The organism is Mycobacterium sp. SMC-2, assembly GCF_025263485.1.
GTDB lineage: Bacteria > Actinomycetota > Actinomycetes > Mycobacteriales > Mycobacteriaceae > Mycobacterium.
On sequence record NZ_CP079863.1, the window covers coordinates 2,390,225 to 2,411,259 of the forward strand.

The 21,035-nt window shown below is 67.8% G+C and carries 20 protein-coding genes and 2 tRNA genes; 14 read left to right on the forward strand and 8 right to left on the reverse strand.

Annotated elements, in window-relative coordinates; genetic code table 11:
• The first annotated feature begins 20 nt into the window (after window positions 1-20).
• The 4 genes from KXD96_RS11415 to KXD96_RS11430 all read left to right on the forward strand — a co-directional run bounded on the left by KXD96_RS11415 (window position 21) and on the right by KXD96_RS11430 (window position 2,648).
• On the forward strand, window positions 21-818 hold the full coding sequence (locus KXD96_RS11415; RefSeq protein WP_260744654.1) for a fumarylacetoacetate hydrolase family protein: 798 nt from the start codon (window positions 21-23) through the stop codon (window positions 816-818).
• Window positions 815-2,284, forward strand: a complete 1,470-nt coding sequence (gene gltX / locus KXD96_RS11420; RefSeq protein WP_260744655.1) for a glutamate--tRNA ligase — start codon at window positions 815-817, stop codon at window positions 2,282-2,284. Before KXD96_RS11415 ends, gltX begins: the two co-directional genes overlap by 4 nt.
• A gap of 147 nt (window positions 2,285-2,431) precedes the next feature.
• Window positions 2,432-2,503: transfer RNA gene (locus KXD96_RS11425), tRNA-Gln, on the forward strand.
• A gap of 72 nt (window positions 2,504-2,575) precedes the next feature.
• A tRNA-Glu gene (locus KXD96_RS11430) sits at window positions 2,576-2,648 on the forward strand.
• 7 nt (window positions 2,649-2,655) lie between these two features.
• Here the strand turns inward: KXD96_RS11430 and KXD96_RS11435 are convergent.
• On the reverse strand, window positions 2,656-3,168 hold the full coding sequence (locus KXD96_RS11435) for a pyridoxamine 5'-phosphate oxidase family protein (RefSeq protein ID WP_260744656.1): 513 nt from the start codon (window positions 3,166-3,168) through the stop codon (window positions 2,656-2,658).
• Between the two features lie 63 nt (window positions 3,169-3,231).
• Window positions 3,232-3,933, reverse strand: a complete 702-nt coding sequence (locus KXD96_RS11440) for an IclR family transcriptional regulator (protein ID WP_260744657.1) — start codon at window positions 3,931-3,933, stop codon at window positions 3,232-3,234.
• Between the two features lie 87 nt (window positions 3,934-4,020).
• Between KXD96_RS11440 and leuC the strand changes: the two genes are divergently transcribed.
• The 3 genes from leuC (at window position 4,021) to KXD96_RS11455 (ending at window position 6,918) form a co-directional block, all read left to right on the forward strand.
• Entirely contained in the window at window positions 4,021-5,436 is a 1,416-nt protein-coding gene (leuC, locus tag KXD96_RS11445) for a 3-isopropylmalate dehydratase large subunit (RefSeq protein WP_260744658.1), read from the forward strand.
• 22 nt (window positions 5,437-5,458) lie between these two features.
• Window positions 5,459-6,055, forward strand: a complete 597-nt coding sequence (gene leuD, locus KXD96_RS11450; protein WP_260744659.1) for a 3-isopropylmalate dehydratase small subunit — start codon at window positions 5,459-5,461, stop codon at window positions 6,053-6,055.
• A 212-nt stretch (window positions 6,056-6,267) separates the two neighbouring features.
• Window positions 6,268-6,918 (forward strand): HU family DNA-binding protein, encoded by a 651-nt coding sequence (locus KXD96_RS11455; RefSeq protein ID WP_260744660.1) that lies wholly within the window; start codon window positions 6,268-6,270, stop codon window positions 6,916-6,918.
• 67 nt (window positions 6,919-6,985) lie between these two features.
• On the opposite strand, the gene KXD96_RS11460 is transcribed toward KXD96_RS11455, so the two are convergent.
• The 3 genes from KXD96_RS11460 to cofC form a co-directional block, all read right to left on the reverse strand.
• Entirely contained in the window at window positions 6,986-7,927 is a 942-nt protein-coding gene (locus KXD96_RS11460; protein ID WP_260744661.1) for a bifunctional NUDIX hydrolase/histidine phosphatase family protein, read from the reverse strand.
• A gap of 85 nt (window positions 7,928-8,012) precedes the next feature.
• Entirely contained in the window at window positions 8,013-10,205 is a 2,193-nt protein-coding gene (locus KXD96_RS11465) for an RNA degradosome polyphosphate kinase (RefSeq protein WP_260744662.1), read from the reverse strand.
• An 87-nt stretch (window positions 10,206-10,292) separates the two neighbouring features.
• A complete protein-coding gene (gene cofC, locus KXD96_RS11470; protein ID WP_260744663.1) occupies window positions 10,293-10,946 on the reverse strand; it encodes a 2-phospho-L-lactate guanylyltransferase in 654 nt (217 codons plus the stop codon).
• Window positions 10,947-11,059: 113 nt separating this feature from the next.
• On the opposite strand from cofC, the gene KXD96_RS11475 reads away from it, so the two are divergent.
• Together KXD96_RS11475 and KXD96_RS11480 are read left to right on the forward strand one after the other, a co-directional pair.
• Window positions 11,060-12,079 carry an NAD(P)H-dependent glycerol-3-phosphate dehydrogenase gene (locus tag KXD96_RS11475; protein WP_260744664.1) on the forward strand — a complete coding sequence of 340 codons (1,020 nt, stop codon included), beginning with the start codon at window positions 11,060-11,062 and terminating at the stop codon, window positions 12,077-12,079.
• A 79-nt stretch (window positions 12,080-12,158) separates the two neighbouring features.
• The gene (locus KXD96_RS11480) at window positions 12,159-13,271 is read left to right on the forward strand and encodes a D-alanine--D-alanine ligase family protein (RefSeq protein WP_260744665.1); all 1,113 of its coding nucleotides are present in this window, start codon (window positions 12,159-12,161) and stop codon (window positions 13,269-13,271) included.
• Here the strand turns inward: KXD96_RS11480 and KXD96_RS11485 are convergent.
• The gene (locus tag KXD96_RS11485) at window positions 13,268-13,840 is read right to left on the reverse strand and encodes a DUF3515 domain-containing protein (protein WP_260744666.1); all 573 of its coding nucleotides are present in this window, start codon (window positions 13,838-13,840) and stop codon (window positions 13,268-13,270) included. The genes KXD96_RS11480 and KXD96_RS11485 overlap by 4 nt on opposite strands.
• Before the next feature lie 155 nt (window positions 13,841-13,995).
• On the opposite strand from KXD96_RS11485, the gene KXD96_RS11490 reads away from it, so the two are divergent.
• The 5 genes from KXD96_RS11490 to KXD96_RS11510 all read left to right on the forward strand — a co-directional run bounded on the left by KXD96_RS11490 (window position 13,996) and on the right by KXD96_RS11510 (window position 18,858).
• Window positions 13,996-14,958: a thiamine-phosphate kinase gene (locus KXD96_RS11490; RefSeq protein ID WP_260744667.1), complete on the forward strand. Its 963-nt coding sequence runs from the start codon at window positions 13,996-13,998 to the stop codon at window positions 14,956-14,958.
• 9 nt (window positions 14,959-14,967) lie between these two features.
• Window positions 14,968-15,681, forward strand: coding sequence for a uracil-DNA glycosylase (locus tag KXD96_RS11495; RefSeq protein ID WP_260744668.1), 714 nt, complete (start codon window positions 14,968-14,970; stop codon window positions 15,679-15,681).
• A gap of 5 nt (window positions 15,682-15,686) precedes the next feature.
• Entirely contained in the window at window positions 15,687-16,613 is a 927-nt protein-coding gene (locus KXD96_RS11500; RefSeq protein ID WP_260745331.1) for an NADP-dependent oxidoreductase, read from the forward strand.
• 111 nt (window positions 16,614-16,724) lie between these two features.
• Window positions 16,725-18,089 (forward strand): HNH endonuclease signature motif containing protein, encoded by a 1,365-nt coding sequence (locus tag KXD96_RS11505; RefSeq protein WP_260744669.1) that lies wholly within the window; start codon window positions 16,725-16,727, stop codon window positions 18,087-18,089.
• A 130-nt stretch (window positions 18,090-18,219) separates the two neighbouring features.
• Entirely contained in the window at window positions 18,220-18,858 is a 639-nt protein-coding gene (locus tag KXD96_RS11510; RefSeq protein WP_260744670.1) for a nitroreductase, read from the forward strand.
• A gap of 1 nt (window position 18,859) precedes the next feature.
• Here KXD96_RS11510 and KXD96_RS11515 read toward each other — a convergent pair whose 3' ends face one another.
• Window positions 18,860-19,690, reverse strand: coding sequence for an oxidoreductase (locus KXD96_RS11515; protein WP_260744671.1), 831 nt, complete (start codon window positions 19,688-19,690; stop codon window positions 18,860-18,862).
• Window position 19,691: 1 nt separating this feature from the next.
• Window positions 19,692-20,936, reverse strand: coding sequence for a hypothetical protein (locus KXD96_RS11520; RefSeq protein WP_260744672.1), 1,245 nt, complete (start codon window positions 20,934-20,936; stop codon window positions 19,692-19,694).
• Window positions 20,937-21,035: the final 99 nt, after the last annotated feature.

The window sequence follows — 21,035 nt, forward strand, 5'->3', positions numbered from 1 at the left end:
CCGTCACTAGGCTCAACAAAATGCGCCTTGGTCGAATCGCCAGTCCGGACGGTGTCGCTTTCGTCAGCATCGAGGGCGAACTCGCCGACCCCGCCGCAATGATCGCCCGCGAGATCGCCGAACATCCCTTTGGCACGCCGAACTTCACCGGCCGCTCTTGGCCGCTGCCCGATGTGCGGCTGTTGGCTCCGATACTGGCCAGCAAGGTGGTCTGCATCGGCAAGAACTATGCCGACCACATCGCGGAGATGACGGAGTTCACCGGCCCGGCAGCGCCGGATCCCATCATCTTCCTCAAGCCCAACACGGCTATCATCGGCCCGAACGTGCCGATTCGGTTGCCCGCCAACGCATCGCCCGTGCATTTCGAGGGCGAGCTGGCCGCGGTCATCGGCCGGCCCTGCAAGGACGTCTCGGCCGCCGAGGCCGCCGACAGCATCCTCGGCTACACCATCGGAAACGACGTGTCCGCCCGCGACCAACAGAAGGCCGACGGCCAATGGACCCGGGCGAAAGGACACGACACCTTCTGCCCGGTGGGTCCGTGGATCGTCACCGATGTCGACCCGGCGGATCTCGAGATCCGCACCGAGGTCAACGGCGAGGTGAAGCAGAACAGCCGTACGTCGCTGATGATCCACGATGTCGGCGCGATCGTCGAATGGATCTCGGCCGTGATGACGCTGCTGCCCGGCGACCTCATCCTCACCGGGACGCCGGCCGGCGTCGGTCCCATCGAGGATGGCGACACCGTCGCCATCACCATCGAGGGCATCGGCACCTTGTCCAATCCTGTGGTCCGTAAAGGAAAGTCGTGACTGCTGCAACGAAAGTCCGCGTCAGGTTCTGCCCGTCGCCAACGGGCACCCCGCACGTCGGTATGGTCCGCACCGCGCTGTTCAACTGGGCCTATGCCCGGCACACTGGTGGCACCTTCGTCTTTCGCATCGAGGACACCGATGTCGAACGGGACAGCGAGGAAAGCTATCTGGCGCTGCTCGACGCGCTGCGTTGGCTCGGTCTCGACTGGGACGAGGGGCCCGAAGTCGGCGGACCCTACGGCCCGTACCGGCAGTCGCAGCGCAAGGAGATCTACCGCGACTTGGTGGCCAGGCTGCTCGAGGCGGGCGAGGCCTACTACGCGTTCTCGACCCCGGAAGAGGTTGAGGCGCGCCACATCGCGGCGGGCCGCAACCCGAAACTGGGATACGACAACTTCGACCGGCAGCTGACCGATGCCCAGCGCGCCGCCTTCCTCGCGGAGGGGCGCAAGCCGGTGGTGCGGCTGCGGATGCCCGACGAAGATCTCGGCTGGAACGACCTCGTGCGCGGACCCACCACCTTCGCCGCGGGCACCGTGCCGGACTTCGCATTGACCCGCGCCAACGGAGATCCGTTGTACACCTTGGTCAACCCGTGCGACGACGCGCTGATGAAGATCACCCACGTGCTGCGGGGGGAGGACCTGCTGCCGTCGACTCCGCGCCAGCTCGCGCTGTATCAGTCGCTCATCCGGATCGGCGTCGCCGAGCGCGTCCCGGAGTTCGCTCACCTGCCAACGGTATTGGGGGAGGGGACCAAAAAACTCTCCAAGCGCGACCCGCAGTCGAATCTGTTCGCCCACCGCGACCGGGGCTTCATCCCCGAGGGGCTGCTCAACTACCTTGCGCTGCTCGGCTGGGCCATCGCCGACGACCACGACCTGTTCAGCCTCGACGAAATGGTGGCCGCGTTCGACGTCGTCGACGTCAACTCCAACCCCGCGCGGTTCGACCAGAAAAAGGCCGACGCGCTCAACGCCGAACACATCCGCATGCTCGAGCCGGCGGACTTCGCGGGCCGGCTGCGCGACTACTTCGACGTGCACGGCCACCGGCTCGGGTTGGACGACGCGGCGTTCGCCACCGCCGCCGACCTGGTGCAGACCCGCATCGTCGTGCTCGCCGACGCGTGGGAGCTGCTGAAGTTCCTCAACGACGACGAATACACCATCGATCCCAAGGCCGCCGCCAAGGAACTCGGTCCGGACGCGGCCGCGGTGCTGGACGCCGCGCTGACCGCGCTGGAAGGCCTGACGGACTGGACCACGGCCCAGATCGAGGCGGCTCTGAAAGCCTCGCTCATCGAAAGCCTGGGCCTCAAACCGCGCAAGGCCTTCGGCCCGATCAGGGTTGCCGCCACGGGAACGACGGTCAGCCCGCCGTTGTTTGAATCGCTGGAGCTGCTGGGCCGCGACCGCAGCTTGCGGCGGCTACGCGCTGCGCGTGAGTCGGTCGCCGGGTAGGCGAAGGCCTCGCGTGCGGATTGTGTCGCGAGTCTTTGGTAGTCTGCACTGCGGTTCGCAAAGGCCGACAACGGCTGGCGGCGGCGGTCTCCGGAGCGGCGTGATACGGCTCAGAGCGACCGCTGACCAGCAGTTTTAGGCAGCCAATGGGGTATGGTGTAATTGGCAACACAGCTGATTCTGGTTCAGCCATTCTAGGTTCGAGTCCTGGTACCCCAGCAAAATCTCGCCACCTCAAGCGATTAGGTGGGCTTCTCGAGGTGAGCTATGCTGACACCTCGGATCGTGTCTGGCCCCGTCGTCTAGCGGCCTAGGACGCCGCCCTCTCACGGCGGTAGCGTGGGTTCGAATCCCATCGGGGCTACAAAAAACTATTGACCGGTTCCCAACACGGCTGGTGCCGTGGACCCACCCACCGGCATGGCCGGCATGCCGAGTTTGCGGTGATCCCACGAGCGGGCGCGCCGCGCGACGATACGCACGCAGACCCGCTTGTTCATCATCTGCTCGACGTAGGGCTTCATCTCGTCGGTGTAGGGGCCGGTGTAGCGCTCGAACACGCTGACCCCGACCCGGTGCGAGACGTCGGGATCGTCGACGATCTCCGCGACTCCCTCGAACGACACCCCTCGCAGCGTGTCGTAGGTGTTTCCGTCCTCGATCAGGAAGCTCACCCGCGGATCACGTTTGAGGTTGACCGCCTTCTGCGACTTGGCCTTGGTTTCCAGCCAGATTTCGCCGTCCACGACGGCGTACCACATTGCGGTCAGGTGCGGTTGGCCGTCGGGGCCGAGGGTGGCCAGCGTCCCGGTACGGCTCTTGACGACGAAGTCGGCGATTTCGTCGGAGGACATGACGATGCTCGCGCGCTGATTGGTTCCCATGGCCGTCAGTCTGTCAGGCCGCGTGCGGTCCGGTGAGCAGTGGTGGCTCAACGGGCACGCGATTCAGAGTCGGCGGGTGAGCGCTTCGGCCGCGGACATGAGATCGGCGGCCCAGCGCGCGCCGGGACGACGGCCGATCCGGTCGACGGGCCCGGACACCGAGATGGCGGCGATGACGGCGCCGCGGCCGTCTCGCACGGGAACGGACACGCTCGCGACTCCGGGTTCTCGCTCGGCCACGCTCTGCGCCCAACCGCGCCGGCGCACTTCGGCCAGGGTTCGCTCGGTGAATTTCGCCGTCGGGAGCACCGCCTTTTGCGTTGCCGCGTCGCTGTGGGCCAGCAGCACTTTGGCGCCCGAGCCCGCGGTCATCGGCAATCGCGCCCCGACCGGGACCGTATCGCGAAGGCCCGCAGTGGGTTCCAGGGCGGCCACACAGACCCTTGTCGTGCCCTCGCGACGGTACAGCTGCACGCTCTCACCTGTGGTCTCGCGCAACAGGGGAAGCACCCCCGCGCTGGCGGCCAGCAGCGGATCGTTGACATGGGCGGCGAGTTCGGTGACTGCCGGGCCGAGGCGCCAACGCCCTTCGTCGTCTCGGGCCAGTAGGCGATGGACTTCGAGCGCGGCGGCCAGCCGATAGGCAGTGGCCCTGGGCAATCCGGTCCGCTCGCACAGTTCGGCTAATCCGCACGGGGATTGGGCGATCGTGTGCAGGACACTCACGGCTTTGTCGAGGACGCCGATGCCGCTATGCTGTCTCACAAAGAGATACTAGCGTCTCGCATAATGAGATCACAGGTGCATGGTCCATCGGCGAGCCGCGCATGAGGGAATCGAGGGGAATTCGACATGGGATCCGGCAAGCCGCGCACCCTGGCCGAAAAGGTCTGGGACGACCACGTTGTGGTGTCCGGGGATGGTGATGCACCCGACCTCATCTACATCGATCTGCATCTAGTGCACGAGGTCACCAGCCCGCAGGCCTTCGACGGGCTGCGCCTGGCCGGCCGTCGGGTGCGACGCCCCAACCTGACGCTGGCCACCGAGGATCACAACGTGCCCACCGTCGACATCGACAAGCCGATCGCCGACCCGGTGTCGCGCACCCAGGTCGAGACGTTGCGCCGAAATTGTGCCGAATTCGGTATTCGTCTCTATCCGATGGGCGATATCGAGCAAGGCATCGTGCATGTCGTCGGTCCGCAATTGGGCCTCACCCAACCGGGAATGACGGTGGTCTGTGGTGATAGTCACACCTCGACGCACGGCGCATTCGGCGCACTGGCGATGGGCATCGGCACTTCGGAGGTCGAGCATGTGCTGGCCACCCAGACTTTGCCGCTGCGGCCGTTCAAGACGATGGCGGTCAATGTCGATGGGGAATTGCCCGCCGGTGTGACGGCCAAGGACATCATTCTCGCGTTGATCGCCAAGATCGGTACCGGCGGCGGGCAGGGACACGTCATCGAATACCGCGGCAGCGCCATCGAATCGCTGTCGATGGAAGGCCGGATGACGATTTGCAATATGAGCATCGAGGCCGGTGCCCGGGCGGGCATGGTGGCCCCGGACGCCACCACCTTCGAATTCCTGCGCGACAAGCCGCACGCGCCGCAGGGGGAGCAGTGGGACGCCGCGATGCGGTATTGGCAGGGGCTGAACACCGATCCCGGTGCCGTCTTCGACACCGAGGTCCACCTCGACGCGACATCGTTGAGCCCGTTCGTGACGTGGGGGACCAATCCGGGACAGGGCGTGCCCCTGGCCGCGGCGGTACCCGACCCGGAACTGATGACCGGCGACGCCGAGCGGCAGGCTGCCGAGAAAGCGTTGGCTTACATGGACCTTCGACCGGGAACTCCGATGCGCGATATCGCGATCGACACCGTGTTCGTGGGATCTTGTACCAACGGTCGCATCGAGGACCTGCGGGTGGTCGCCGACGTGCTGCGCGGCCGCAAGCTGGCGCCGGGTGTGCGGATGCTCGTGGTGCCCGGGTCCATGCGGGTGCGCGCGCAGGCCGAAGCCGAAGGGCTGGGCGAGGTTTTCACCGCCGCGGGCGCCGAATGGCGGCAGGCCGGTTGCTCGATGTGCCTTGGGATGAATCCGGACCAGCTGGCGCCGGGGGAGCGGTGCGCGGCGACGTCCAACCGCAACTTCGAAGGGCGCCAGGGGAAAGGCGGCCGCACGCATCTGGTGTCTCCGGCCGTCGCCGCCGCGACGGCAGTTCGCGGCACGCTGTCTGCCCCGGCCGATTTGAACTGACCTATTCGACGGAGGGAAGATCATGGAAGCATTTCACACGCACACCGGTATCGGTGTGCCGTTGCGGCGGTCCAATGTCGACACCGATCAGATCATTCCGGCGGAGTATTTGAAGCGGGTCACGCGAACCGGTTTCGAGGACGGGTTGTTCGCCAGGTGGCGCTCGGATCCCTCATTCATCCTCAACCTCAGCCCCTTTGACCGGGGGTCAGTCCTGGTCGCCGGACCCGATTTCGGGACCGGCTCGTCGCGCGAACACGCGGTGTGGGCGCTCATGGACTACGGGTTCCGGGTGGTCATCTCATCTCGATTCGGTGACATCTTCCGGGGCAACGCCGGCAAGGCGGGGCTCCTGGCGGCCGAAGTCTCCCAAGACGGCGTGGAACTACTTTGGAAGCTGATCGAACAGAGCCCGGGACTGGAAATCACTGCCAATCTTCAAGATCGAAATATCACCGCGGGAACGACGGTGCTGCCGTTCAAGATTGACGACCACACCGCCTGGCGGCTGCTCGAAGGGCTCGACGATATAGCCCTTACGCTGCGGAAACTCGATAACATCAAGGCATACGAAGCCGCGTATCCGCAGTGGAAACCGCGCACTCTGCCCGCCTCCTGAACGGTCGCGAAACCGCGAATTTCCTCTCGCTCACCTAACTAAACCGGGTCGAATTCCCGGCCCTCCCACCGGTCAAGGGCGGCAATCGGATTGCGAAACCGCCGATTCTTCGGCCCCGAAATTGCGCGTGGCTCTTGGAAATTTGCTGGGTGAGGGTTTACCGTGTGCACTAGTCGGTTCAAATCGAGGACCACTAGCGTCGGAGGGATTGGATGAATAAGGCAGAGCTCATTGATGTGCTCACTCAAAAATTGAACACCGACCGTCGGCAGGCGACCGCTGCCGTCGAGAACGTTGTCGACACCATTGTGCGTGCCGTGCACAAGGGCGACAGCGTCACCATTACCGGCTTCGGTGTTTTCGAGCAGCGGCGGCGCGCGGCCCGGGTGGCCCGCAATCCGCGTACCGGCGAGACGGTGAAGGTGAAGCCGACCTCCGTCCCGGCGTTCCGTCCCGGTGCTCAATTCAAAGCGGTTGTCTCTGGCGCACAGCGTCTCCCGTCGGAAGGACCTGCAGTGAAGCGTGGTGTAGTTGCAAGCGGCGCGGCCAAGAAGGCCGCCGCCAAGAAGGCTCCCGCCAAGAAGGCTCCCGCCAAGAAGGCCGCGGCGAAGAAGGCTCCGGCCAAGAAGGCTCCGGCCAAGAAGGCTGCGGTGAAGAAGGCTCCGGCCAAGAAGGCGGCGACCAAGAAGGTCGCAGCGAAGAAGGCCCCGGCCAAGAAGGTCGCAGCGAAGAAGGCCCCGGCCAAGAAGGTCGCAGCGAAGAAGGCTCCGGCCAGGAAGGCCGCGACCAAGGCTCCGGCCAGAAAGGCTGCGGCGAAGAAGGCTACCGCCAAGAAGGCCGCCGCGCGTCGCGGTCGCCGCTAAGGCAGCAGCTGAGTCCAACGCGAATACCCTTCGGGTGGCAGCGATGCGCCCGAAGGGTATTCGCGTGTTATGCCCGCACGTCGGCGGCCAGCGCGCCGCCGATGTGGTCGGCCGCCACCAGCCGGCCTGCCGCTAGCGAGAGCACCCAGGTGCTGCCCTTGTGGTTGCGCGACTTGTCGGGACGCACCCCGTCCCGTTCGCACCACCAGGCGATCAAATCCGGGATCACCTTGCCCTGTGTGCAAATGACCGGTGTGCCTTGCTGCTCGGAGATCTCGAGCACCCGGTGCCGGCCACGTTTGGGGTTCTTGGCGTAGGACTCCTCGGTGAGGGCGGGCTCGTTGTGCACGGTCACGCCCAATTCCTCCGCGAGCGGTTCCACCGTCTGGTGGCAGCGCAGCCGGTCGGCCGCGTACACGTCGGTGGCGCCGAAGGCAAGCAACTGCGGAACCAACGCCTCGGCCTGTGCGCGTCCGCGTTTGTCCAGCGGCCGCTGGGTGTCATCGCCCTTGAAGCGTGATTTCCGGCCGGCCGTGCCGTGCCGGACCACCACCACGGTACGCATGTCGGCCGGATGTTTCATGAAGTGGCGCAACATCTTTCGGTCATGCGAATAGCTGAGTTTCTTCACCGCGTCGGCTGTCGGCAGCCACACCATTTCGTCGACCTCGTTGCCGGGGGTGAATTCACCACCGGTGCAGCGCGCAGACCAGTAGTAGACCTTCTTGACACCCGCCTCGATCGGGTAGCTCACCATGCCCAGCCGCCTGCCGAGGATGGCGTGGTGCCCGGTCTCCTCGCGCACCTCCCGCACCGCGGCGACGGGTGCGGTCTCGCCCGGGTCGACCTTTCCTTTCGGCAGCGACCAGTCGTCATAGCGTGGGCGGTGGATCACCGCGACCTCGATGCCGGGGTTGGATGGATCGATCGCCCGCCACAACACCGCTCCGGCGGCATACACGATCCGGCTTCCCGAACGCCGCGCGGTGGACGAGCTCTTGGTCGGCAACTCAACTCCTGCAGGTCAATTCGGTCGGGGCCACGCGCAGTTTTGCGGTGCGGCCGGAAAACAACCGTAGATCACCACACAGGGGTTACGGACTGCGGTGCCGCTCCATCAACGACACTTGGTGATCCCGCACGGTGTGGCCGTCCTGCGGCGACGCGGTCCACTGCCCGTCGGACCCCAGCTCCCAACACCGGGTGGACGGGTCAAGCGCGGACTCGAACAAGTCGTCCAGGTATGAGGTCAGCCTCGGATCCTTCACCTGAACCAACGCCTCCACGCGCCGGTCGAGGTTGCGGTGCATCATATCGGCGCTGCCGATCCAGAACTCGTTGATGCAATTGAAATGCATGATGCGGGAATGCTCCAGGAAGCGACCGAGGATCGACCGGACGGAGATGTTCTCCGAGAATCCTTCGGCGCCGGGGCGCAGCGCGCAGATGCCGCGCACCACCACCTCCACCCGCACATCCGCCCGCGACGCGCGATAGAGCGCGTCGATGACCTGTTCGTCGACGAGGGCGTTCATCTTGAGGCGGATCCGGCCGCCGCCGTGTTCGCGGTGCGCGGCGATCTCGCGTTCGACGCGTTCGATGATGCCGGTGCGAATTCCGTGCGGGGCGACCAGAAGGTTGCGGTAGGCAACCTTGCGCGAGTAGCCGGTAAGGGAATTGAACAGGTCCGTCAGGTCGGCCCCGATCTCGGGAGACGCCGTCAGCAGCCCGACGTCCTCGTAGAGTCGCGCCGTCTTCCCGTTGTAATTGCCGGTCCCGATGTGGCAGTAGCGCCGGATCGCCGAACCCTCGCGACGGACCACCAGGCAGGTCTTGCAATGCGTCTTGAGTCCGACGTACCCGTAGACGACGTGCACGCCCGCCTGTTCCAGTTCGCGCGCCCAGCGGATGTTGGCCTGCTCGTCGAAGCGCGCCTTGATCTCCACGAGCGCCACCACCTGCTTGCCAGCCTCGGCGGCGTTGATGAGCGCCCGAACGATCGGCGAATCACCGGATGTGCGGTACAGCGTCTGCTTGATCGCCAGCACGTTGGGGTCGGCGGCGGCCTGCTCGATGAATCGCTGCACGCTGGTGGAGAACGACTCGTACGGATGATGAAGCAGCACATCACCTTCGCGCAGCGTCGCGAAGACACTCCTGGGCGTCTCGCGGTCGGCGAATGCGGGACTGGTGGCCGGAACGAACGCCGGGTCTTTGAGCGCCGGCCGGTCGAGGCGGTAGACCTGCCACAACGACGACAGATCGAGGAGGCCGGGCACCTCGATGACGTCACCCGGATTCACGTCGAGTTCGCGCAGCAGCAATTCGAGCATGCTCTCGGTCATGTCGTCGGCGACCTCGAGGCGCACCGGCGACCCGAATCGCCTGCGCGCCAACTCCCGTTCCAGCGCTTGCAGCAGGTCTTCGTCGCGGTCCTCTTCGACCTCGTAGTCCGCGTTGCGGGTGATGCGGAAAGCGTGATGCTGAACGATCTCCATGCCCGGGAAGAGCACCGGTAGGAAGGCCGCGATCAGTTCTTCCATTGGTAGGTAGCGGATTATGGCGGGTCCCTCGGCATCGTCTGTGTGGCGGCGGGAGCGCAGTTCGACGAAGCGATCCACGTTGTTGGGCACTTTCACCCGCGCGAAGTGCTGGCCGCCCTCCTCGGGTTGGCGCACCATGACCGCCAGGTTCAGGCTCAGCCCACTGACGAAGGGGAAGGGATGGGCGGGATCGACGGCGAGCGGCGTCAGAACGGGAAAGACCTGTTCGTGGAAATAGGTGGACAGTTCGTCGCGCTCACCCTGATCCAGATCCCCCCACGTGACTATATGTATGCCCTCCTCCGCGAGCGCCGGGCGCACCGAATCGAGGAACACCCGCGCGTGCCGGGTCGCGATCCGCTGCGTTTGCTCACCGATGAGGGCCAGTTGCTCGCGCGGCGTCAGACCGTCGGCGGAGCGAACCGACAGCCCCATCTCGTCGCGGCGCTTGAGGCCGGCGACCCGGACCATGTAGAACTCGTCGAGGTTGGACGCGAAGATGGCCAGAAACTTGGCTCGCTCCAACAGTGGCAACGAGTTGTCCGCGGCCAGCGCCAGCACGCGGGCGTTGAAGTCGAGCCAGCTCAGCTCCCGGTTGAGGTAGCGGTCCTCCGGCAGGTCGGTGATCGCCGACGACGTCGCGGCGGGCGGCGCTGCCACGGCCGAGTCGGCCTGATGCCACAAGTTCTGATCGGGGCGCGCCTCAGCTTCGATTTCGGTCACCCTGCGATCATTGCTCATCACTCGCCGATGCTGCTAGCGCTCGACGGACATCCATTCGCTGTTGGGGCGACGTTCACCGCGAGGACAGGTGCGCCCGCGCGGCTGGAGTCACTGCTGTGCCAGGGCTCGTGCGGTCGCCGCGCCCACCCCGAGCCGGCGCGCGGAGGCGAGGTCGTCGGGAGTGTCGACGTCGCAACGCAGGCCCGGCCATGCGCCGGTCAGTTCTATCGCGCCCGAACGCCGGTGCCGCGCCGACGAATCGGCCCCGAACTGTGGATCGAGCGGAGCGCCGAAGGCGAAGAGGGCGGAGGTTCCCGTCGCCAGCCGGTCGGCGACGAAGCTGCGCCGGTGATGCCGTGCGGCGACGATCGCCTCGGCCAGCTCCTGCGTCTGCAGCGCCGGCAGGTCCCCCTGCAGCACAACGACATTCGGGAAGAAACCGCCCACCGCCCGTTCCGCGGTGACGATGGCGTTGTTCAGCGGGTCGCGGTGCCCCTCGGGCGTTGGGTCGGCCAGCACCTCGGCCCCGAGCTCGGTCGCCGCGGCGGCCGCGGCGACGTCGGGGGTGATGACGGTGATGGAACCCAATGCTTGGACGCGTCCCGCGGCGGTCAGGGTGTCGATCAACATGGCCAGCACCACGTTCTCCCGGGTGCGTGCCGAGAAGACCGGGGCCAGCCTCGTCTTGGCCGCGGCCAACCGCTTGACGGCGACGATCAGGGCGACGTCTCTGCCCGGTTCATCGGGTCGTGTGCCGCTCATGAGATCTCATCCTGCCAGCGAGCGCTGACGGCGGACGTGCTAGCTCGCGTGACGTCCCCTGATCTAGGGTGTAGCGGCTGCAACACGCTAGAGACGAAAGACAGGGGTGGTGGATGGCCGGTTCGAAGGGCGTGGTCGCGGTCATGGGCGCCGGGGCGTGGGGGACGGCGCTGGCCAAGGTCCTCGTCGAGGCCGGCGAACCAGATGTAGAGGTCATGTTGTGGGCCCGTCGGTCCGACGTCGCCGACCGGATCAACGCCACCCGATCCAACCCCGACTATCTGCCCGGCACGACGCTGCCGTCGGGCATCCGCGCCACCACCGACGCGGCGGAGGCCCTCGCCGGCGCTTCGACGGTGCTGTTGGGCGTGCCCGCGCAGACGATGCGCGCCAACCTCGAAGGGTGGGCGCCGCTGCTGCCCGACGGCGCCACCCTGGTCAGCCTGGCCAAGGGCATCGAGCTGGGCACCCTGATGCGGATGAGTCAGGTCATCGTGTCGGTGACGGGTGTCGACCCGGCCCAGGTCGCGGTGGTTTCGGGGCCGAACCTGGCCAGCGAGATCGCCGAATGCCAGCCCGCCGCCACGGTCGTCGCCTGCAGCGACTCCGGTCGCGCCGTCGCCCTGCAGCGCATGCTGAACACCGGGTATTTCCGTCCCTACACCAACAGTGACGTCGTCGGCACCGAGATCGGCGGGGCGTGCAAGAACGTCATCGCGCTGGCGTGCGGCATGGCGGCCGGCGTCGGGCTCGGGGAGAACACGGCGGCGGCGATCATCACCCGCGGCCTGGCGGAGATCATGCGGCTGGGCATAGCGCTCGGCGCCAAGGGTGCCACGCTGGCCGGTCTGGCCGGTGTGGGCGACCTGGTGGCGACGTGCACGTCGCCGCGGTCGCGCAACCGGTCCTTCGGCGAACGCCTGGGACGCGGCGGGACCATGGAATCGGCGATGCGGGCGGGGGAAGGACATGTCGTCGAGGGCGTGACGTCCTGCGAGTCGGTGCTGGCTCTCGCGTCCAGTTACGACGTCGAGATGCCGCTCACCGACGCCGTGCACCGGGTCTGCCACAGAGGACTGTCGGTGGACGAGGCGATGGCCCTGCTGCTGGGCCGCAGGACCAAGCCCGAGTGACTGCCGCTCGGCGCCGAAACGCCCAGCTGAAGGCCGCCGTCCGGCCCGAGCGCCGCACAACCGGTAGCCTCTTTAGGTTGTGAGTGCCAGCGGAAGCCGCGTGCGCGTCGCGGTCGTCTTCGGCGGCCGCAGCAACGAGCACGCCATCTCATGTGTGTCCGCGGGCAGCATCCTGCGCAACCTCGACCCCGAGCGGTTCGAGGTGGTCGCGATCGGCATCACCCCGGAAGGGTCGTGGGTGCTCACCGACGGTGACCAGGACGCGTTGGCCATCAGGAACCGGCAGCTGCCCGAGGTGACCGCGCAGTCGGGCACCGAGCTGGCCCTGCCTGCGGATCCGCGCCGCAGCGGCCAGTTGGTCTCCCTTTCGCCGGGGGCCGGTGAGGTCCTGGCGTCCGTCGACGTGGTTTTCCCGGTGCTACACGGCCCGTACGGAGAAGACGGCACCATCCAGGGCCTGCTGGAACTGGCCGGGGTGCCCTACGTCGGGGCCGGCGTGCTGGCCAGCGCGGCGGGCATGGACAAGGAGTTCACCAAGAAGCTGTTCGCCGCCGAAGGGCTGCCGGTCGCCGCGTACGCGGTGCTGCGCCCGTCGCGGCCTACCCTGCAACCCGAGGAGCGCGAGCGGCTCGGTCTGCCGGTGTTCGTCAAGCCCGCCCGGGGTGGCTCGTCGATCGGCGTCACCCGGGTGTCGAGCTGGGACGACCTGTCCGCGGCAATCGCGGTGGCGCGCCGGCACGACCCCAAAGTGATCGTGGAGGCGGCCATCACCGGCCGCGAGGTGGAGTGCGGTGTGCTCGAAATGCCCGACGGCACAGTCCAAGCCAGCACGTTGGGTGAGATCCGCGTGGCGGGGGTGCGGGGACGTGAGGATTCGTTCTACGACTTCGCCACCAAATACCTTGACGACGCGGCCGAATTGGACGTGCCGGCCAAGGTCGACGACGACATCGCCGACGCCATCCGGGATTTGGCGATTCGCGCGTTCAAGGCCATCGACTGTCAGGGCCTGGCCCGGGTCGATTTCTTCCTCACCGACGACGGGCCGGTGCTCAACGAAATCAATACGATGCCCGGGTTCACCACGATCTCGATGTATCCGAGGATGTGGGCGGCCAGCGGGGTGGACTATCCCACCCTGCTTGCGACCATGGTGGAAACGGCGTTGGCCCGCGGTGTGGGCCTGCGCTAACCGGCAGGGCCAGGGTTGATGGGCACCGCCGCGATGGTGTGGTCGACCACCTCGGAGAGCTGCTGGATCGGCGTCGGGCCCGATCCGGACGGCAGCGTGAGCGCCACGTACACCGGCCGGTCCACCGTGTACCAAGTCGATCTGCCCGCGTCACCGGCGGACTGCCGTTCGGGAAGCACCTCGAACCACTGCACCCTGTCGACGACCTGGATCGGCGACCCCACCACGAATTCGGCAGGGCGGTCGAGCCCGCAGCGCAGCACCACGGGCTCACTGTCCGTGCCGGCCCGCCACGCGGCGGCGCCCTGGGGCGCCGGCTGCGCGACGGGCGCGCGTTGATAGTCACCGAGCCGCTGCGGCAGCGCCCCGCCCAGCGCCCGGCATGCGGCGCTGTCGGCCTGCGGCGCCGGGAAGGCGGGTATGGCGACCGGTCGCGGGGGCGCCTCGCGGTTCGCCGCGATCACCAGGATCACACCGATCGCCGCGACGGCCAGGGCAACCGCGGCGATGATCAGCGTGCGCGGCGGCCCCTCCTCGTCGACGGGGCCGGTCTCTGGGTCGGTTATCACCGCCCGCGCACCTCCTATCTCGGGCCGCGAGCGGCTCGCATGGTGGCAGGGCTCTAAACTGGCGCGGGCCGCTCGCGCGGGCAGTAACCCAACTTACCGCAGGTCGGCGCCCGGATAGAGGCCCGCGCAGGCAGGGACGCGCCGGAGGAGGTGGCGTGCGCGACGACGCATCGAATCCCACACTGCGGCAGCTCGGTGAGTTCGCCGTCATCGATCGCTTGGTGCGCGGTCGCCGACAGCCCGCCGCGGTCGCGGTCGGACCGGGCGACGACGCGGCGGTGATACAAGCCAGGGACGGCCGCATCGCGGTGTCGACCGACATGCTCGTGCAGGATCGGCACTTTCGGCGGGACTGGTCGAACCCCCACGACGTCGGCCGCAAGGCCATCGCCCAGAATGCCGCCGACATCGAGGCGATGGGCGCGCGGCCCACGGCCTTCGTGGTCGCCTTCGGTGCGCCCGGTGACACGCCGGCGGCCGACGTGGACGCGCTGGTCGCCGGGATGTGGGACGAGGCCCAGCGCATCGGCGCGGGCATCGCCGGCGGCGATCTCGTCAGCTGCCCGCAGTGGGTCATCTCCGTGACGGTGCTCGGCGACCTGGACGGCCGCGCGCCGGTGCTGCGGTCCGGGGCGAAAGCCGGCTCGGTGATCGCGGTCGCCGGTGAACTGGGCCGCTCGGCCGCCGGGCTTTCGTTGTGGGGCAGGGGTGTCGAGGGTTTCGATTCGCTGCGCCGACGGCATCTGGTGCCCCAGCCCCCCTACGGTCAGGGCGTGGCGGCGGCGGCCGGGGGAGCGCAGGCGATGATCGACGTCTCCGACGGCCTGGTCGCCGACCTACGGCACGTCGCCGAGGCATCCGGTGTGACGATGGACCTGTCGACCGCGGCGCTGGCCGCGGACCACGACGCACTGACCGCCGCGGCCACCGCCGCGGGCACCGACCCGTGGTCGTGGGTGCTGGGCGGCGGCGAAGACCACGCCCTGGCGGCCTGTTTCGCCGGGCCGGCGCCCGCCGGATGGCGAATCATCGGGCGGGTCCTCGAGGGAAAGGCACAAGTCCTTGTCGACGGGCGAGAGTGGACCGGCTACGCGGGCTGGCAGTCGTATGACCGTTAGGGTTGCGCGATGAGCGTCGATGCTACGAAAGGACCGGCGACGACGGCCCGGCCGTTGTCCGAACTTGTCGAGCACGGATGGGCGGCCGCGCTGGCGCCCGTGGCCGATCAGGTCGCCGCGATGGGCCAGTTCCTGCGGGCCGAGTTGGCGGCCGGGCGCAGGTACTTGCCGGCGGGCCCCAACGTGTTGCGCGCGTTCACGTTCCCGTTCGACGGCGTCCGGGTGCTGATCGTCGGGCAGGACCCGTACCCGACGCCGGGACACGCCGTGGGCCTGAGCTTTTCGGTGGCCCCCGACGTGCGGCCGCTGCCGCGCAGCCTGGCCAACATCTTCGAGGAATACGCCGCCGACCTCGGATACCCGCAACCCTCGTGCGGTGACCTGACGCCGTGGGCCGAACGCGGCGTGATGCTGCTGAACAGGGTGCTGACCGTGCGCCCGAGCAACCCGGCGTCGCACCGGGGCAAGGGCTGGGAGGCGGTGACCGAGTGCGCGATCCGCGCGCTCGCCGCCCGCTCGCAGCCGATGGTGGCCATCCTGTGGGGCCGCGACGCGTCCACGCTCAAACCGATTCTGGCCGAGGGCAATTGCGTCGCGATCGAGTCGCCGCACCCCTCGCCGCTATCGGCGTCTCGGGGGTTCTTCGGGTCGCGCCCGTTCAGCCGCGCCAACGACCTGTTGACGGGCATGGGCGCCGACCCCATCGATTGGCGGCTGCCTTGACCGAGATGACGGCGTTGCGGGCGCACCGACGCGGTGGCCCGGAGCAGCTGGTCGTCGAGCGCGCGCCCGTGCCGGTGCCGGCCGCGGGCGAAGTTCTGCTGGCCGTCCACGCCGCGGCCATCACGTTCGACGAGTTGACCTGGGACGAGACCTGGACCCGAGACGGTGTCAGCCGCACACCGGTGATCCCGTCGCACGAAGTCTCGGGAGTCGTCTCCGAGGTGGCCGCGGGCGTGGCGGATTTCGCGCCCGGCGACGAGGTGTACGGACTGGTCCCGTTCGACCGCGACGGCGCCGCCGCCGAATTCGTCTGCGTCCCCGCGGCCGACCTGGCCGCCAGGCCGTCGACGGTGTCGCACGCCGTCGCCGCCGCGCTGCCGCTGGCAGGCCTGACCGCGCTGCAAGCACTCGTCGACCACGCCGGCGTGCGGGCCGGCGAGGACGTGCTGGTGCACGGCGGCGCGGGCGGTGTGGGCGCCCTGACCGTTCAGCTGGCCGCGATGCGGGGCGCGCGCGTCACCGCGACCGTGCGCAGCGACGCCGGCGACCTCGTCCGCGGGCATGGGGCCGTCCGGGTGATCGATGTCCGCCGCGAGTCTTTCGACGACGCCGTCTACGACGTCGTGATCGACACCGTCGGCGGGGAAACGTTGGACCGCTCATTTCCCGTGCTGCGCCGCGGTGGGCGGCTGATCACCCTGTCGGCGCCACCGCCGGCGGGCAGGTCCGACGAATACGGCGTCACGGCAACGTTTTTCATCGTTGCACCCGATCGCGGCCAGCTGGCCGAACTCGCCGCGCTGGTCGACGGCGGGCGGTTGCGAGTCGACATCGCCGAGACCTTCCCGCTCGAAAGTGGTCGCGAGGCGTTCGAAAGCGGCCGGCGCCCGGGCCATCGCCCCGGCAAGACGGTCATCGTCGTCCGCGTTTAGGGCGGTTCCCGTTTTCAGACCCGTGGGGTTTCGGTAATCCCTTGTGTCACTTTGTTTTCTGTGGTCACAGAGCCGGGGTTTTTGTCGGTGGGTGTTCGTAGGGTTTGAGGCATGGGAGCGAATAGTCGTGAGGAGATCGTCGAGGTGTTCGACGATTTTGACCGCGACGTCGACCGCATGTGCGCGTTGTCCTTTGACGCGTTCACCACCCCTGAGCGGCTGCGCGCCCTCGAGCGCCTGGAACGCGCGTACCGCCGGCTGCGCACCCCTCAGCATGCGTTGATCAATCAGTTGTCGGCGCAGGCCAGCCCCGAGGAGGTCGGTGGCTCGCTGCGGGTGGGGTTGGCTGACCGGTTGCGGATCACCAAGGCCGAGGCCGCCCGGCGTATCGAGGAAGCTGCCGACCTCGGGCCGCGTCGGGCGTTGACCGGCCAGCCGTTGGCGCCGCAGTTGAGCGCGACCGCGGCCGGTCAGCGCGCGGGGCTGATCGGCGACGGGCACGTCAAGGTGATTCGCGGCTTCTTTGCTCATTTGCCGGTCGGGGTCGACGCGTTGACCCGGCAGGCGGCCGAGGCCGATCTGGCGGGCAAGGCCGCCGGGTATCGCCCGGATGAGTTGGCCAGCTACGCAAAGCGGCTGATGGATTGGTTGCATCCCGACGGGGACTTCAGTGATGCCGAGCGGGCCCGCAGGCGCGGGATCATCCTGGGTGCCCAGGACTGCGACGGCATGTCGCGCCTCAGCGGCCTGGTGACCCCGGAGTTGCGTGCCGCGATCGAGGCGATGTTGGCCAAGCTGGCCGCGCCCGGGGTGTGCAACCCCGACGACGAGACCCCGGTGGTCGATGCGACCCCCGATGAGGAGGCGGTGCGCCGCGACACCCGCACCGCCGCGCAGCGCAACCATGACGCGTTTGTGGCCGGGCTGCGTGGGTTGTTGGCCTCCGGTGAGCTAGGTCAGCACAACGGGTTGCCGGTGTCGATCGTGGTGACTACCACGTTGCAGGACTTGGAGGCCGCCGCCGGCAAGGCCCTGACCGCCGGCGGCACCCTGGTGCCCATGTCCGATGTGATCCGCTGGGCCGGCCATGCGCACCATTATCTGGCGATCTTCGACAAGGGCCGGTCGCTGGCGCTGCATCACACCAAACGGTTCGCCTCCCCGGGGCAGCGAATCATGTTGTACGCCAAGGATCGTGGATGCACCCGACCGGGATGTGATGCGCCGGCCTACCACAGCCAGGTTCACCACGTCCGCGGCTGGACCACCACCGGCCGCACCGATATCGACGACCTCACCTTGGCCTGCGGTCCCGACAACCGCCTCGCCGAAAAAGGCTGGACCACCCGCACCAACGGCCGCGGCGAAACCGAATGGATCCCGCCACCCCACCTCGACCGGGGTCAACCCAGAACCAACACCTACCACCACCCCGAACGATTCCTTCGCGACACCGACGACGACGAACCCGTTTGACGTACCGACCCGTTTCGCCCGGCCGGCCCGCCGCGCTCACGATCGCCGCCGGCCTGGTGGCGGCGACCCGTTTCGCCCGGCCGGGCGCCGCGCTCACGATCGCCGCTGGCGACCCTGACAACATGAACCTATGTACGACTTGGAAGACACCATCCGGGAGCGGTATTCGACTCGGCTGTTCCTGCCTGACTCGGTGCCGCGCGACCTGGTGCAGGAATCGCTGGAGCTGGCAATGCGCGCGCCGTCGAACTCCAACGTGCAGCCATGGCACATGGTTTTCGTCTCCGGCGCCGCCCGCGACCGGCTGGTGACCGCGATGCTGGACAAGGCCCGCTCCGAACCGCCCCGCGTTCCGGAGCTGCCCGCCGAGTTCGCCCATTTCCGCAGTGATACCGGCGCACACGTCTACGGCTCGATGGGCATCGCCCGCCATGACAGCGAGGCGGTCCTGCGCAACTGGGAGTTCTTCCGCGCACTGCTGGGTGGCATCGTGTGCATGCACCGCGACCTCGGCTACGCCGACAGCATGGGGGTGGGCATGTTCCTGCAGACCTTGCTGCTGGCCTTGACCGCGCGTGGACTGGGCACCTGCGTGCAGGTGGCGATCGCCGGTTATCCCGACGTGGTGCGCGAGCAGCTGAACATCCCGCCCGAACTGAACATCCTGTGCGGCCTCGCGATTGGCTACTCCGATCCCGACTTTCCCGCCAACAACCTGCACATCGGGCGCGACGCCGTGGACCGGCACGTCGTGTTCCTCGACGAGTGACTCACGACCCCGCGAAGTTCACGTCCTTGGTGACGGATTTCCACTCTTCGATCGACGATGACAGCGCGGCGATCTTGTCGCGCATGGCCTTGAGCACGTCGCGGCCCAGCAGCAGCCGCAGCGGCGGCTCGTCGAGCGTGGTCACCATCAGCACCGCGGCGGCGACCTTCTTCGGATCACCGGGAAGGTGATCGGCGAACTGCTTGATCAAATCCTTGCGCGCCGCCACGTCGACGTAATCGGCGATCGGCGTGCCGGTTTCCTTCATCGACCGCGTCGCCCAGTCGGTGCGGAACGCGCCGGGCTCGATGGCAATCACCTTGATACCCAGTGGCCGCACCTCGGTGGCGAGCGCCTCGGTGATCGCCTCGAGCGCGAACTTCGTGGACGAGTAATACGCGTTGGGCGGGTTGGCGACCAGACCGGTCATGGAGGACATGTTGATGATGCGCCCGGAGCGGCGGGCGCGCATCGCCGGCAGCACCGCCTTGATCATGTTGACCGCGCCGAAGTAGTTGACCTCGAACAGCTTTCGGACCTCGACGTCCTCGCCCTCCTCCACGGCGGCCAGGTAGCCGTGGCCGGCGTTGTTGACTAAGACGTCGACGCCGCCGAACGCCGCGTCGGCCGCCGACACCGCCGCCGCGATCTGCTCGGGGTTCGTCACGTCGAGCGCGACGGGTAGCGCCCGGTCACCGAACTCGTCGGCGAAGTCGCGCACCGAATCGGCCCGGCGCGCGGTCACCACCGCGCTGTGGCCCGCCTGCAAAGTGGCGCGCGCGATTTCGCGGCCGAAGCCGGTCGAGCACCCGGTGATCAGCCAGCGCGCCATTTCAGGCCGCCCCTTCCGGCAGGCGCCGCAGATACGCGGCCCGCCGGTCGGCGAGCCGGGCGGCCCGTTCCTGTTGGCTCACCCGCGGCAGGTGGCCCACCTCCGCGTCGAGCCGGTCCAGCTTGACGACCCGCCCACGTGCGCCGAGGTCTTCCCGGGGACCCGCCTCGCCGAACTCCGCCATGCGCAGGGTCAGGATGCCCTCGCGCAGGCCGTCGGAGTCGATCCAGTTGGCCATCCCGGGGTCGGTCGGCGCGATCACATAGGTGTAGCTGCCGTCGTCGTTGGCCATCGATTGCGCCTTGTTGAGGCTGCCGGTGCGGTCGAGGATGTTCAGCGTGGTGCCCCAGATGTTGCTCAGCGGCACCGTGAAGTATTCGGCGCCACCGTCGTTGAGGTCCACGACGAACGCCTCGTCGGGGGCGAGGTCGAAGCGGCCCATCACGTAGACCTGGTTGCGCATCGCGCCGACCTTGTCGGCCGACCACGCCAGGTTGAAATGGTTGGGGGGCATCTTGTACACGCCGTGGCTGAGCTTGCCGGTGAAGTTGGCGAAGTACTCCATCATCGCCGCGGTGGCCTCGGCCTGCTCGTCGAGGGTGCGTGCCGGCCTTGCGGCTGGGCCGCCGAGCCGTTGCACCTCAAGGTGATTGGGGTCGTCGCGCCCCCAGTCCAGCAGCACGTCGCGGATGTATAACTCGTGCGCCGCGGGGGTGGTTCGCACGTGGTTGGGTCGCCCGCCGGCGGGGTCGGCGTCCACGGTGATGGTGAAGTTGCCGTCGGAGTCGACCTGCATGGTGCGGCCGTTGAGCACGTCGACGGTGCCCATGTGGGCATCCCACAGCGTGAAGTAGTTCTCGGTCATCCGGTGCGCACCCACCCGTCCGTGGATCTCGTAGCGCTCGTCACCGGAGATCGGGATCACCCGGCACACGCTGTCGGGATTGTCGATGCCCCAACGCGATCCGGGAATCCGGCGACCATTGACGGGGTGCGCCAGCCGGGTGATGCAGCTGACCTTCGGCCGCAGCTTGTCCTGGTTGGACGACCACACCGCCGCCGAGAACATCACCTCGGCGAACGCGTCGTCGAACCGCTCGCACATCGCGTCGGACGCCTTGGCGCGCCCCAGCCATGTCTTTGCCACGGTGCGATAGGCGGCCTTGACGACTGCGTGCTCCATCAGGTCGAGCGCGGCCAGCTCCTGTTCGTGCTGGGATGGCGTCGCGACGGGGTGGTCAGGCATGCGCGGGTCCTCCGGTTGCTGTCCAAAACGCTTGTTGCACAACGTGAGTCACTCGTCAACCTGTTCGGGGCGCAGTGCCGCCTCCTTGCGTTGGGCGTC